This window comes from Streptomyces sp. NPDC059564 (assembly GCF_042735575.1).
Taxonomy (GTDB): domain Bacteria; phylum Actinomycetota; class Actinomycetes; order Streptomycetales; family Streptomycetaceae; genus Streptomyces.
Genome location: NZ_JBHWBP010000050.1, coordinates 22,948 through 36,121, shown reverse-complemented (window position 1 = coordinate 36,121; position 13,174 = coordinate 22,948). Strand labels below are relative to the sequence as shown.

Below are 13,174 nucleotides of genomic sequence, written 5' to 3'. Positions count from 1 at the left end.
TGGCCGGGGGCCGGCCCCCGGACCCCCGCGCCTCAAACGGCGGCGAGGCTGGAAAAACCAGCCGCGCCGGCGTTTGAGGCGGGAACGGTGGAAGGGCGGGTAGGGGGCAGCCCCGCGCAGCGGCTCGCCCCCCCGGACGGGGTTACGCCAGGCCCGTCTTCGCGCCCGCGCCGCACAGGGGGAGGACCGCCGTGCGGCCCTGGAGGGGGTCGGCGGGGGCGTCGGGGCCGACCGCCGCCCAGCAGGCGGCGGCCGTCGGCTCGACGAAGAGGCCGCGCCGGGCCAGGTCCCGCTGGGCGGCGCGCAGCCGGTCGTCCGGGACCGTCAGGAAGGTGCCGCCGGACTTCCGTACCGCCGCCAGGATCTGGCGGGCCCGCGGCGGCGCCGGGATCGCGATGCCCTCCGCCAGGGTGGGCAGCTGCGCCACCGGTTCCGCGTCCTCCGCGCCCGCCGCGAACGCGGTCGCCAGCGGGGCCACCGCCTGCGACTGCACCGCGATCAGCGCGGGCGCCCGCACCCCGCGCCGGGCCAGCTCCTCCACGGCCAGCGCCGCCCCCAGCAGCAGCGTGCCGTTGCCGACCGGGACGACGAGGGCCTCGGGGAGGCGGCCGCCGAGGGCCTCCCAGATCTCGTACACGTACGTCTTGGTGCCGTGCAGGAAGTACGGGTTGAAGACGTGGCTCGCGTAGAAGACCCCCGGCTCGTCCGCCGCAGCCCGGGCGGCCTCCGCGGTGGCCTCGCGGCCGCCCGGGACGATCCGTACGGCCGCCCCGTGCGCCCGCATCTGCTCGGTCTTCTTCTCCGAAGTGCCCTCCGGCACGAAAACTTCACAACTCAGCCCGGCCCGCGCGCAGTACGCCGCCACCGAGGTCCCCGCGTTGCCGCTGCTGTCCGCGATCACCCGCTTCGGACCCAGCCGCCGGGCCACTTCCGCGAGCATCACCGCGCCCCGGTCCTTGAAGGACAACGTCGGCATCAGGTAGTCGAGTTTGGCGTGAATCCGTTCCGCGAGCGGCACCAGCGGAGTGTGCCCCTCCGCGAGCGAGACCGAGAACGCCCCCGGCAGCGGCAGCGCGGCCGCGTACCGCCACAGGGAGTGGGGGCCGGCCGCCGGTTCCAGCGCACTGGCCGGATCGGGGGTGAAGTCGAGGTCCCAGGGACCGGCACAGAGAGGACAGCACCACGGGGCGGTCCGCACGTCGGCGCGCGTACCGTCCTCCGGGCAGAGGTAACCGGGCAGTGCGTGCGTCATGTGCTGACCACCTTTGCTCGTTCATGGCCGTCGTATGGCATGGATGTTACGCGTCCGTTGTCCTCTTGTGGGATGCCGCCCGGGTGGGTCAACCTTTCGGAGGCGACGGCCCGTTGGACCACCTGAGTTGTCATGAGCATGGAAATCAGGCGGCCCCGCGGATCCCCGGTCGACCCCCCGCACCAACCCCCCGCAGCGCACCACCTATGAGGAGGAACCCTCACATGTCCGTGATGCGTCACACCCGCCGGAAGATCGCCGGCATCAGCGCGACCGCCGTCGTGGCCCTCGCGCTCGGCGCGGCCGCCGCGTTACCCGCCTCGGCGGCCGACCGCGGCGCGCAGGGCGTCATCGAGAACGCGGGCGCCGCCGGAACCGTCGCCGGCAGCTACATCGTGACCCTGAACGACTCCGCCGCCCGGTCCACCGCCGACAGCGGCAAGGCCGTCGCCCAGCGCTACGGCGCGAAGATCGACCGCACCTACAGCGCCGCCCTCAACGGCTACTCCGTGCAGGTCTCCGAGGCGCAGGCCAGGAAGCTCGCCGCCGACCCGGCCGTCAAGTCGGTCGTGCAGAACCGCGTCTTCACCGTCGACGCCACCCAGCCGAACCCGCCGTCCTGGGGCCTGGACCGCATCGACCAGCGCGCGCTCCCCCTCGACCAGAGCTACACCTACCCGGACAAGGCCGGCGAGGGCGTGACGGCGTACATCATCGACACCGGCGTCCGGATCACCCACCAGGACCTGGGCGGGCGCGCCTCCTACGGCTACGACGCCATCGACAACGACAACACCGCCCAGGACGGCCACGGCCACGGCACGCACGTCGCCGGAACCGTCGCGGGCGGCACGTACGGCGTCGCCAAGAAGGCGAAGATCGTCGGTGTCCGCGTGCTCGACAACAACGGCTCCGGGACGACGGCCCAGGTGGTCGCCGGCATCGACTGGGTGACCCGCAACGCCGTCAAGCCCGCCGTGGCCAACATGTCGCTCGGCGGCGGGGCCGACTCCGCGCTCGACACCGCGGTGCGCAACTCCATCGCCTCCGGCATCACCTACGGCGTCGCGGCGGGCAACGAGTCCACCGACGCCTCCACCAAGTCCCCGGCGCGCGTGGCCGAGGCCATCACGGTCGGCGCCACCACCAACACGGACGCGAAGGCCAGCTACTCCAACTACGGCTCCATCCTGGACATCTTCGCCCCGGGCTCCTCCATCACCTCCTCGTGGGGCACCGGCGACACCGCGACGAACACCATCTCGGGCACCTCGATGGCCACCCCGCACGTCGTCGGCGCGGCCGCCCTGTACCTCTCGCAGAACCCGGGCAGCACCCCGGCGCAGGTCCGCGACGGCCTCGTCGCGGCGGCCACCCCGAACGTGGTGACCGGCCCCGGTACCGGCTCCCCGAACCGGCTGCTGAACGTCGGCGCCGGCACCACCCCGCCGAACCCGGGCACCCGCTTCGAGAACACCGCCGACTTCGCGATCAACGACAACTCCACCGTCGAGTCGCCGATCACCGTCAGCGGGATCTCTGGCAACGCCCCGGCCACGCTGAGCGTGCCGGTCGACATCAAGCACACGTACGTCGGTGACCTCAAGGTCGACCTCGTCGCCCCCGACGGCACCGTCTACAACCTGCGCAACCGCACCGGCGGAAGCGCGGACAACGTCCTGCAGACCTTCACCGTGAACGCCTCCTCCGAGGTCGCCAACGGCGTCTGGAAGCTGCGGGTCGCCGACCTCGCCGGAGCGGACACCGGCAAGATCGACTCCTGGGCGCTGCAGTTCTGAACTGACCTCCGACCGGGCGACCGGGCGGCGAGGGGCGCGATGACAGGCTGGATCGCGCGATGAACGGCGGGGGTGATCGCTTCGGCGGTCACCCCCGCTGCGTACTATTTCGCGCATTCGTTCGCACCCCCCGCTATCCGCGATGGAGTACGTCACCCTGTGAGCACCCCGCCCCCGCAGCAGCCCCCCTCCGGCGGGGTCCCGCAGCCGTACCCGTCCCCGCAGGCGCCGCGGCCCGTCTGGGCGCCGCCCGGCATCACGCTGCGGGCCCCGCTCAACGGCCTCGCCCTGGCCTCGCTGTTGGTCGGGCTGCTCTGTTTCCCGCCGCTCGGGATCGTCTTCGGCGTCGTGGCGCTGGTGCAGATCGCACGCAAGGGGGAGCGGGGCAGGGCGCTGGCGATCGTGGGCCTGGTGGTCTCGGTGGCGATGAGCGGGGTGTTCGTCCTCGGCGTGGGGCAGTACGCGAGGCACTTCCTCGAACGGCTGGGCGCGGCACGGCCGCTGGAGCGCGTGGAGGGGGACCTGGTGGGCATGGACGAGCTGCGCGCGGGGGACTGCTTCAACGTCCCGCGCGGCGACCTGATGGCCGAGGACCCGTTCATCCACCGGATCGCCTGCGACCGGGTACACGACGCCGAGGTGTCGGCCGTGACCACCGTCGGAACCGGGTTCGACTTCTTCCCCGGATCGTCGAAGATCAAGCAGACCGCCGAGGCGGCCTGCTGGAAGGCGCAGGACGCGTACGCGATGGACACCTGGGCGCTGCCCGGGTACGCGGACATGTACTACTTCGCCCCCACGCGCGAGACCTGGAGTTCCGGCGACCGCGGCCTGCTGTGCGTCATCGGTACGTCGGAGCGGGAGCACCGTGGCAGCCTGCGCAAGGACGCCGGTTCGCTGACGTCCGATCAGGCGGCCCTGCTGGAGGTGCTGAACGGGACCGACGAGGTCTTGGGCGCCGCCCCGGACGCCGGGCCCGAAGGGCGGCTGCCGGAGTACCGGCGGTGGGCGGGCGAGGTGGACGCGGCCCTGGGCGCGCAGGAGCGGCTGCTGCGGGGCGCGACCGCCCGTCCCGGCGTGGGTCCGGCCGCGTCGGCCCGCCTGCGGGAGGTCGAGGCGGCGCGCAAGGAATGGCAGCGGGCGTCGCGGGCGGTGACGGCGCCCGACTTCCAGAAGGCCTGGGACGCGGCGCTGGGGGCGGTCTCGGTCGACGCGGAGAAGGAGCTGCGGGGCGCGTACGGACTGTCGGCACGGGTTCCGGACTGGCTGGAGGGGTCTTCGGAGGACCGGGGCGACGGTCCCGGCGGCGGACCGTCGTCGGAATCGGTCTGAGGCCCTGTGGGTAACGCGCGGTAACGGGTTTGAGTGACCAGGCTTCATCACTTCGAGTGAAACTCTGGCCCGTGCTTGCGCTGCTCAACGGTGGGTTGCCAGGGTGTAGCTGTCTGTCAACCTGATGGGAGTGGCCCGTGACTTTCGGTGAGCAGCCGGCCTATCTGCGCGTCGCCGGGGATCTGCGACGGAAGATCGTCGATGGGTCCCTGCCCCCGCACGCCCGGCTCCCTTCACAGGCCCGGATCCGCGAGGAGTACGGGGTCTCCGACACCGTGGCGCTGGAGGCCCGCAAGGTCCTCATGGCGGAGGGGCTGGTCGAGGGCCGCTCCGGGTCCGGTACGTACGTACGCGAACAGCCCGTGCCGCGGCGGGTCGCGCGCTCCGGCTACCGCACGGGCGGGGCGTCGACGCCGTTCCGCCAGGAGCAGGCCGAGTCGGGTGCGCGGGGCACGTGGGACTCCAGCAGCGAGCAGACGGGGGCGCCGGCGGAGATCGCGCAGCGGCTGGGCATCGAGCCGGGGGAGCGGGTCATGCGCACCCGGTACGTCTTCCGCGACGCGGGCGAGGCGATGATGCTGTCCACCTCCTGGGAGCCCCTCTCCGTGACCGGCCGGACGCCGGTGATGCTGCCGGAGGAGGGGCCGCTGGGGGGTTCGGGGGTGGTGGACCGGATGGCGGCGATCGACGTGGTCGTGGACAACGTGGTCGAGGAGGTCGGCGCGCGGCCGGGGCTGGCGGAGGAGATCATGTCGCTGGGCGGCGTCCCGGGGCACGTGGTCCTGGTCGTGAGCCGCACGTACTTCGCGTCGGGCCGCGCCGTCGAAACGGCCGACGTGGTGGTCCCGGCCGACCGCTACCGGCTCTCGTACCACTTGCCGGTCCGGTGATCCTGGGGCTCCGCCCCGGACCCCGCGCCTCAATCGCCGGCGAGGCTGGATATTGGCTGGCCATCGCTCATTGGCGCGGCTGTGCCTGGCGGCGGCTGGATTGCCCGGAGGGCAATTTCAGCCCCGCCGGCGATTGAGGCGCGGGCGCGGAGCGCCGTGTCCGAAGCCGCGCCGGCGATCGAGGCGGGAACGGAGGAAGGGCGGGGAGGGGCGGGCTTCGCGCGGCGTTAACGCGCCGGTGACGTGGCCGGCCCCGGCGTAACCGCCGGGCAATGCCCGAGTGTGACGCGGCGTCACAGGGCGGGCCTACCTTCCGGCGGTATGACCGACACCGCCACCACCCCCGCACCCCCGGCGGCCCCCCGCCGCAACTACGCCAAGCTCGCCGCGGACGAAAGCCGCGAGGACTACTCCCTGAGGTACGCCCCGCACGCGTTCCGCCGCTGGAGCCCCGTCTCCGTCGCCGGCACGGCGCTCGGCGGCATCGCCTACCTCGCCGACTTCGCCATCGGCGCCTCCATCGTCTTCGCCTACGGCTTCACCAGCGGCGCCGCCGCCATCCTGGCCGCCGCCGCGGTGATCTTCCTGACCGGCATCCCGATCGCCCGCGCGTGCGCCACGTACGGACTGGACATGGACCTGGTGACGCGCGGCGCCGGCTTCGGCTACTTCGGGTCGACGCTGACCTCGCTGATCTACGCCTCCTTCACCTTCATCTTCTTCGCCCTCGAAGGCTCGATCATGGCCCAGGCCATGCACCAGGCCTTCGGGCTCCCGGTCCAGCTCGGCTACCTCGTCACCACGCTGATCGTGATCCCCGTCGTCTTCCGCGGCATGGGCGCCCTCGCCAAGGTGCAGGCCTGGACCCAGCCCGTCTGGCTGATCGGGCTCGCGCTCCCCTTCCTGGTCCTGGCCTTCGAGGCGCCCGGCGCCTGGGGCGACTTCACCGGCTTCGGCGGCACCGAGGGCGCGGGCGCCGGGTTCTCCTGGATCGGCTTCGGCTTCGGGACCGGCATCGCCCTGTCCCTCATCGCCCAGATCGGCGAACAGGCCGACTACCTGCGGTTCATGCCGGCCGAGACCCCCGCCAACCGCCGCCGCCGACGGCTCGCCGTCCTCGCCGCGGGCCCCGGCTGGGTGGTCATCGGCGCGGCCAAGCAGCTCGGCGGCGCCTTCCTCGCCTTCGTGGCCCTCGAAGCCGTCGGCAAGACCCACGCCCTGGAGCCGATCGCCCCGCAGATCGAAGCCCTGCGCCCGTGGCTCGGCGGCTTCGCCCTGCCCGCCGCCGCCCTCTTCGTGATCGTCTCCCAGATCAAGATCAACGTCACCAACGCGTACAGCGGCTCGCTGTCCTGGTCCAACTTCTTCTCCCGCGTCACCCACCGCCACCCGGGCCGCGTCTGGTACATCTTCCTCAACCTCGCCATCGCGCTGACGCTGATGGAGCTGGACATGTTCGCGATGCTCGGCAAGCTGCTGGGCTTCTACTCCAACGTCGGCGTCGCCTGGATCGCCGCCGTGGCCGCCGACCTCGTGATCAACAAGCGGCTCGGACTCAGCCCGCCGTACATCGAGTTCAAGCGGGCCTACCTCTACGCCGTCAACCCGGCGGGTTTCGGCGCGATGGTGATCGCCTCCACCGTCTCGATCCTGGCCTTCTTCGGCCTCTTCGGGACGTACGCCGAGGCCTTCTCCACCTTCATCGCCGCCGGACTCGCCCTGCTCCTGTGCCCGTTGATCGCCTGGGCGACGGGCGGGAAGTACTACCTGGCCAGGCCGAACACCGTCAACGGGCCCGGCGTGGAGGTCGCGGACGTCACCGCCACGCACACCTGCGCCGTCTGCGAGACGGCGTACGAGCTCCCGGACATCGCCGACTGCCCCGTGCAGGCCGGGCCGATCTGCTCGCTCTGCTGTTCCCTCGACGCGACCTGCGGGGACGTCTGCCGCAAGGAGCCCGGGGCCGGTCCGGTGGCCCTGCCGATGCCCTCCGTACGCCCGGCCTGAACCGGCGCGCACGGCCCGCTCGTACGCCTGGCCGGATGCGTACGCCCCCTAGGTACCTCTTCGTGAAAAACCGTATCCGCTGAGTAAAGGTCGGGCGTAAGCTCCGGCATATGCGCAATGCGGTTTCCTGGGCAGGTACATCGGCGGAGGGTGAAGCGCGATGAACGACAGCGGTGCCCTGCTCCCATGGCTGGTCATACGTCAGGACGACAACGGCAACCGCTACCGGGTGGGCCGGTACTCCACCCGGGCCGAGGCCCAGAAGGTCGTCGACAGCCTCGACGACCGGGGACACAAGCAGCTGTACTGGGTCGAGCGGATCGGACAGGGCAGCCAGACCGCCACGACGAACTGACGGCGGCCGCTGGCATAGGCTCCGCCCATGACTGTACGCGTGGTCGTGGGCGGAGCCCTTTGTCATGACGGGCGCCTGCTGGCCGCCCGGCGCAGCGCGCCCCCCGAGCTGGCCGGCCGGTGGGAGCTCCCGGGCGGCAAGGCCGAATCAGGCGAATCCGTACCCGAGGCGCTCGTGCGCGAACTGCGCGAGGAGCTCGGCGTCGAGACCGAGGCGCTGGAGCGGATCCCGGGGGAGTGGCCGCTGAAGCCGGGCCTCGTGCTGCACGTGTGGACCGCGCGGCTGCTCTCGGGAGAGCCCGCGCCGCTGGAGGACCACGACGAGCTGCGCTGGCTCGGGCCGCACGAGCTGGACTCGGTGGACTGGCTCGACCAGGACCGCCCGGCGGTCGCGGAGGCCGGCCGGCGGCTGAGCGCGGGGGCGCACCGGGGCGCGTGACGCGCACGCGGTAGGCCGTCTGCGCCACAGTGCGCCGGTGCGTGGGGGATCGGTCGGGATCGGGTGGTACGACGCCCCAAATATCGGGTATGTCGCTATTAGTCCCTATCTCGTCCCCCTTTCGTCCCCGACGAATCTGACTGGGGTCGCTGGTGGCCCGGGAAGTGATCGGCGTGATCGACACAGACGGCGAATGTGCCGAGTGGGCCTTCCCCGCCGAGCCCGGTGCCGTCCGCACCGCCCGCCACGCCGTCCGCGGCACCCTGCGGTCCTGGGGGCTGGACTCCGTCGGCGACGTGACCGTCCTGCTGGTCAGTGAGCTGGTCACCAACTCCCTGCGCTACGCCTCCGGTCCCATCGGGGTCCGTCTGATCCGGCGCAATCCGGCCGTCGAGGGTCTGGGCGGCGGCCCCGCCCTGGTGGTGGAAGTCTCCGATCCGCTTCCGGATCCGCCCCGCGAGCGGATCGCGAAGCCCGACGACGAGGGCGGGCGCGGGCTGCAGCTCGTCTCCGTCTCGGCGCAGCGCTGGGGGACCCGGCACGGGAAATCGGGCAAGACCGTGTGGTTCGAGTTGGCTCTTCCTGGTGAGTAACAAGGGGAAGGGTGGCAGGGGGTCTCCCGGAAGGCGTCCGGTGGAGACCGTCGGACGGTGGCTGGAAAACAACGGGACCCTTTTGTGATCGTGAACGCCGTGCCGTACGGGGCCGTGGTGCTGAATACTTCGGTCATGGCCGGTCCGGTTGCGGTGAGCTGGAGGGGACGGTCGCGTGAGCGAGATACCTGCGCAGGCACATCAGGCCCGAATGTCCGGGGAGACGTGGCACGACTCCTTGTGGCACACCAGCCCGCCTGGCTCGATATATGACTACATAAAGGTCGCTTCGTTCTCGATCGGGCCCGACGGGCTCATCGACCAGTGGAGCCTGCGCGCCGAGGAGCTGTTCGGGCTCACCGCCGCCCAGGCGGTGGGGCGCGACCCGGTCGACGCCTTCATGCCCCCCGAGCTGCGCGACGGCGGGCACCGCAAGGTCGCCGAGATCCTCGACGGCAAGGAATGGACGGGCCTGATCCCCTTCCGCATCCCCGGCGGGGACGGCGCGCACGGCGTGGCCGAGATCTATGTGATGCCGACCCAGACCGAGACCGCCGAGCGGGCCGCGCTGTGCGTCGTCGTCGACGTGCGCGCGCTGCGGCGCATAGAGTCCGACCTCGCCGCCTCGCAGGCCATATTCGGCCAATCTCCTTTCGGGTTCCTGCTCTTCGGCACCGACCTGACCGTGCAGCGCGCCAACCGCCGCTTCGCGACCGTCTTCGGCGGCGCGGTGGAGGAGCACCGCGGCCGGACCGTGCACGACTACCTGCCGCCGCACGAGGCCGACAAGATGGCCGAAGCGCTGCGCAGGGTGCTGGAGACCGGCGAGTCCGTCACCGACCTGCGGATCACCGGCGCGGCCCCGGGCAGCCGCGACAACCGCCACTGGTCGATCAACCTCTACCGCGTGCACGGCGGATCCGGCCGTCCGATCGGTATCGCCGGGCTCGGCACCGACGTCACCCGCCGTCACCTCGCCGCCCGCGAGGCCGCCGGGGTCCGGCGCAACCTCGCCCTCCTCAACGAGGCCGGGCACCGGATCGGGAACTCCCTCGACCTGGAGACCACCGCCCGCGAACTCCTCGACGTCACCGTCCCCGGCTTCTGCGACCTGGCCGCCGTCGACCTCTACCAGGGGCTCCTGCTCGGCGACGACGACCGGCCCGCCCGCCCGCAGGGCCCCGGAGTGCCCTCGCTGCCCGGGCAGGGGCCCGGGCGCGCCCCGTCCGCGCCGCTGCGCAGGGTGGCCTTCGCCTCCGCCGTGTCCGACGCCCCGCTGTCGGGGCCCGGCGCGCTGGTCACCGTGGGGGAGACCCACCGCTATCCGGCCGCCTCGCCCGGGGCGCTGGCCCTGCGCACGGCCCGGCCCCGGCTGATCGAAGGGGCCTCGCCCGACGACCTCGTACAGTCCACGCTGCTCGTGCCGATGGTCGCCCACGACACGGTGGTGGGCCTCGCCCAGTTCTCCCGTACGAAGGGCAGCGAGCCCTTCGGCGAACGCGACCGGGCCGTCGCGGTGGAACTCGCCGCGCGCGCCGCCGTCTGCATCGACAACGCCCGCCTCTACCGGCGCGAGCACGAGCGGGCCCTGATCCTGCAGCGCAGCCTGCTGCCCCCCGGCGACCCCGAGGCGGCCGGCCTCGACATCGCCTGCCGCTACCTGCCCGGCAACGCCGCCACCGAGGTCGGCGGCGACTGGTTCGACGTCATCGAGCTGCCCGGGCACCGCACCGCGCTGGTCGTCGGCGACGTGATGGGCCGGGGCCTGCGGGCCGCCGTCGCCATGGGCGAACTGCGCACCGCCGTACGGACCCTGGCGCTGCTCGACCTGGAACCGGCCGAGGTGCTCACCGCCCTCGACGAGGTCGCCCGCGGCCTCGGCGCGCCCGGCGGATCCCAGCAGGCCTCCCGCGCGGCCCTGCACTCGCGCGACGCCGACCGCTCCGAGGTGTACCTCGCCACCTGCGTGTACGCCGTCTACGACCCGGTGACCCGGCGCTGCACCATCGCCAACGCCGGCCACATGCCGCCCGTGCTGGTCGAACCGGCCGAGGAGGGCGGCGAGCCGCGCCCCGGCCTGCTGCTGGAGATCCCGACCGGGATGCCGCTCGGGGTGGGCGGCGAACCCTTCGAGGAGGTCGAGGTGGAACTGCCCGAGGGGGCGCTGCTCGCCCTGTACACCGACGGGCTGGTCGAATCCCGCGACCACCCCCTGGAGGAGGGGCTGCGCGGACTGCGCCGGGCGGTCGCCGATCCGGCCCGCCCGCTGGAGGAGGTCTGCGACCACGTCCTCAACTCCCTGCACACCCGGCACGGGGAGGACGACATCGCCCTGCTGATGGCCCGCGTCCAGGGACTGCCGGTGGACGCCGTCGGCGACTGGCAGCTGCCGCGCGAGGCCCGCTCGGTGGGCCGGGCCCGGGAGCTCGCGCGGGCGAAGCTGCCCGCGTGGGGTCTGGAGGGGCTGCTCGACACCACGGAACTCCTGGTCAGTGAGCTGGTCACCAATGCCCTGCGGTACGGGGAGGGCGAGATCCGGCTGCGCCTGCTGCTGGACCGGACCCTGGTGTGCGAGGTGTGGGACGCGAACCTGGCCCAGCCCCGCCGCCGCCGGGCCCGCGACACCGACGAGGGCGGCCGCGGCCTCCAGCTCGTCGGCCTCCTCTCCGCGGGCTGGGGCACCCGCCGCACCCACCGCGGCAAGACGGTCTGGTTCGAACTCCCCCTCCCGATGCCCGGCGCCCCGGGAGAGATGGTCACCGAACTCTCGGCGGAGCAGCTCCTGAGCATGTACGGATGACCGCGCGCGGAAGCCTTCTATACAAGCGTATTGAACAACCGTCATAGACGTGCGTATAGTTCCCCGTGTCGAGACCGGCCCACATCCGCGACACGGGGAGAACCGCCATGAGCACGAAGACGCCCATCCGCAGCGAACTGACCATCGACGGACGCCGCCTGTCCTACCTGGACTTCGGCGGCGCGGGCCGGCCGCTCGTCGCGCTGCACGGGCACCTGTCCGAAGGGGCCTCGTTCGCGCACCTGGCCGAGGCGCTGGGGGACGAGTGGCGGGTCATCGCCCCCGACCAGCGCGGGCACGGCGACTCCGACCGGGCCGACGGGTACGAGCGGGCCGGATACCTCGCCGACCTGGTCGCACTGCTGGAGCACCTGAACCTCGGGCCCGTCCCGGTCATCGGGCACTCGCTCGGCGGGATCAACGCCTACCACCTGGCCGCCGCACGGCCGGAGCTGGTCAGCGCCCTGGTCAACGTCGACGCCCCCGTCGACCTCCCGCACCGCGAGGTCAGCCCGCTCGCCTTCCTGGCCGCGCTGCCCTACACCGCCCCCACCCGCGAGGAACTCCTCGCCGCCTGCGGCCCGGTCGGCCCGATGCTCGCGCCGGGCATGCGCCCGCTGCCCGGCGGGGAGGGCTGGCGGCTGTCCTCGCACCCCCTCGACACCCTGGACTCCGAGGAGCACGTGCACGGCGACCACTGGAAGCGGTGGCTCGGCAGCGACTGCCCCGCCCTGCTCGTCCACGGCCGCGACAGCCAGGCCCTGCCCGGCGCGCAGGCCGCCGCGATGGTGGAGCGGCGGCCCGGAACGGCCCTCGTCATCCTGGACACGGACCACTTCGTACAGTTGCGGGACCCGGCCGGGTTCGAGGCCGCCGTCCGCACCTTCCTCGCCGGGCTCTGAACCGCGCCCTCGTGCCTACGCCGCTTGGCCGGCCTTGAGCGCGGCGAGGCGGGCCTCGATCTCCGAGGTCTTGCCGAGGTCCTCCAGGGACTCGAACTGGGCGTCCAGGGAAGAGGCGGCCAGCTCCTGCTTGCCCATCGCCATGGCCTCCTCCCGGCGGACCTTCTCCTCGAAGCGGTTCAGGTCACTGGTCGGGTCCAGGACGTCGATGTTCTTGACCGCGTCCATCATCGTGTTCTGCGCCTGCGCCGTCTTGGCGCGGGCGACCAGCTCGTCCCGCTTGGCCTGGAGCTCCGTCAGCTTGGTCTTCATCGAGCCCAGGCCCGACTTGAGCTTGTCCACCACCTCGGTCTGGGCGGCGATCGTCGGCTCCGCCGTCTTCGCCTCCTTCTCCGACTGCATCTGCCGGCCCAGGGCCACCTTCGCGAGGTTGTCGAACTTGTCCGCGTCCGCGGCCGATCCCGCCGCCCGCAGCTCGTCCGCCTTCCGGCTCGCCGCGAGGGCCTTGTCGCCCCACTCGGCGGCCGCGTCCACGTCCTCCTTGTGGTCCGCCTCCAGCATCCGCAGGTTGCCGATCGTGGTCGCGACCGCCTGCTCCGCCTCCGAGATGTTGTTCGTGTAGTCGCGGATCAGCTGGTCGAGCATCTTCTGCGGATCCTCGGCCTGGTCCAGCAGCGCGTTGATGTTCGCCTTCGCGAGCTGGGTGACGCGGCCGAGGATGGTCTGCTTGCTCATGACGGGTCTCTCCTGACGGGGTGACGGATCTCCGAGGGGTCTACGGCAGGTCCACGACGGGTGTACGAGGG

The 13,174-nt window shown here is 72.4% G+C and carries 11 protein-coding genes; 9 read left to right on the top strand and 2 right to left on the bottom strand.

Features of this window, described 5'->3' with window-relative positions:
• Positions 1 to 142: 142 nt before the first annotated feature.
• Entirely contained in the window at positions 143 to 1,252 is a 1,110-nt protein-coding gene (locus ACFV0Q_RS12315) for a threonine synthase (protein WP_385004242.1), read from the bottom strand.
• Between the two features lie 224 nt (positions 1,253 to 1,476).
• Here ACFV0Q_RS12315 and ACFV0Q_RS12310 point away from each other — a divergent pair, with 224 nt between their 5' ends.
• The 9 genes from ACFV0Q_RS12310 (at position 1,477) to ACFV0Q_RS12270 (ending at position 12,368) form a co-directional block, all read left to right on the top strand.
• Complete coding sequence (locus ACFV0Q_RS12310) at positions 1,477 to 3,051, top strand: S8 family serine peptidase (protein ID WP_385004240.1); 1,575 nt, start codon at positions 1,477 to 1,479, stop codon at positions 3,049 to 3,051.
• A gap of 159 nt (positions 3,052 to 3,210) precedes the next feature.
• On the top strand, positions 3,211 to 4,383 hold the full coding sequence (locus tag ACFV0Q_RS12305) for a DUF4190 domain-containing protein (RefSeq protein WP_385004238.1): 1,173 nt from the start codon (positions 3,211 to 3,213) through the stop codon (positions 4,381 to 4,383).
• Between the two features lie 137 nt (positions 4,384 to 4,520).
• Complete coding sequence (locus ACFV0Q_RS12300) at positions 4,521 to 5,273, top strand: GntR family transcriptional regulator (RefSeq protein ID WP_385004236.1); 753 nt, start codon at positions 4,521 to 4,523, stop codon at positions 5,271 to 5,273.
• A 321-nt stretch (positions 5,274 to 5,594) separates the two neighbouring features.
• Positions 5,595 to 7,280 (top strand): purine-cytosine permease family protein, encoded by a 1,686-nt coding sequence (locus ACFV0Q_RS12295; protein ID WP_385004234.1) that lies wholly within the window; start codon positions 5,595 to 5,597, stop codon positions 7,278 to 7,280.
• 160 nt (positions 7,281 to 7,440) lie between these two features.
• Positions 7,441 to 7,635, top strand: a complete 195-nt coding sequence (locus ACFV0Q_RS12290) for an SPOR domain-containing protein (protein WP_266574127.1) — start codon at positions 7,441 to 7,443, stop codon at positions 7,633 to 7,635.
• Between the two features lie 27 nt (positions 7,636 to 7,662).
• The gene (locus tag ACFV0Q_RS12285; RefSeq protein WP_385004231.1) at positions 7,663 to 8,073 is read left to right on the top strand and encodes a (deoxy)nucleoside triphosphate pyrophosphohydrolase; all 411 of its coding nucleotides are present in this window, start codon (positions 7,663 to 7,665) and stop codon (positions 8,071 to 8,073) included.
• A gap of 164 nt (positions 8,074 to 8,237) precedes the next feature.
• Positions 8,238 to 8,666 carry an ATP-binding protein gene (locus tag ACFV0Q_RS12280; RefSeq protein WP_385004248.1) on the top strand — a complete coding sequence of 143 codons (429 nt, stop codon included), beginning with the start codon at positions 8,238 to 8,240 and terminating at the stop codon, positions 8,664 to 8,666.
• Between the two features lie 211 nt (positions 8,667 to 8,877).
• Positions 8,878 to 11,466, top strand: coding sequence for a SpoIIE family protein phosphatase (locus ACFV0Q_RS12275; protein WP_385004246.1), 2,589 nt, complete (start codon positions 8,878 to 8,880; stop codon positions 11,464 to 11,466).
• A gap of 107 nt (positions 11,467 to 11,573) precedes the next feature.
• Complete coding sequence (locus ACFV0Q_RS12270) at positions 11,574 to 12,368, top strand: alpha/beta fold hydrolase (RefSeq protein WP_385004229.1); 795 nt, start codon at positions 11,574 to 11,576, stop codon at positions 12,366 to 12,368.
• A gap of 15 nt (positions 12,369 to 12,383) precedes the next feature.
• Here the strand turns inward: ACFV0Q_RS12270 and ACFV0Q_RS12265 are convergent, their stop codons facing one another.
• Positions 12,384 to 13,103 (bottom strand): PspA/IM30 family protein, encoded by a 720-nt coding sequence (locus ACFV0Q_RS12265; RefSeq protein WP_385004227.1) that lies wholly within the window; start codon positions 13,101 to 13,103, stop codon positions 12,384 to 12,386.
• Positions 13,104 to 13,174: the final 71 nt, after the last annotated feature.

What these genes read in the sequence shown, in the direction of transcription:
- ACFV0Q_RS12315 (WP_385004242.1), bottom strand. Translation starts at nt 1,252, where the DNA reads ATGACGCACGCACTGCCCGGTTACCTCTGCCCGGAGGACGGTACGCGC.
- ACFV0Q_RS12310 (WP_385004240.1), top strand. Translation starts at nt 1,477, where the DNA reads ATGTCCGTGATGCGTCACACCCGCCGGAAGATCGCCGGCATCAGCGCG.
- ACFV0Q_RS12295 (WP_385004234.1), top strand. Translation starts at nt 5,595, where the DNA reads ATGACCGACACCGCCACCACCCCCGCACCCCCGGCGGCCCCCCGCCGC.
- ACFV0Q_RS12265 (WP_385004227.1), bottom strand. Translation starts at nt 13,103, where the DNA reads ATGAGCAAGCAGACCATCCTCGGCCGCGTCACCCAGCTCGCGAAGGCG.
- ACFV0Q_RS12270 (WP_385004229.1), top strand. Translation starts at nt 11,574, where the DNA reads ATGAGCACGAAGACGCCCATCCGCAGCGAACTGACCATCGACGGACGC.
- ACFV0Q_RS12290 (WP_266574127.1), top strand. Translation starts at nt 7,441, where the DNA reads ATGAACGACAGCGGTGCCCTGCTCCCATGGCTGGTCATACGTCAGGAC.
- ACFV0Q_RS12285 (WP_385004231.1), top strand. Translation starts at nt 7,663, where the DNA reads ATGACTGTACGCGTGGTCGTGGGCGGAGCCCTTTGTCATGACGGGCGC.
- ACFV0Q_RS12275 (WP_385004246.1), top strand. Translation starts at nt 8,878, where the DNA reads ATGTCCGGGGAGACGTGGCACGACTCCTTGTGGCACACCAGCCCGCCT.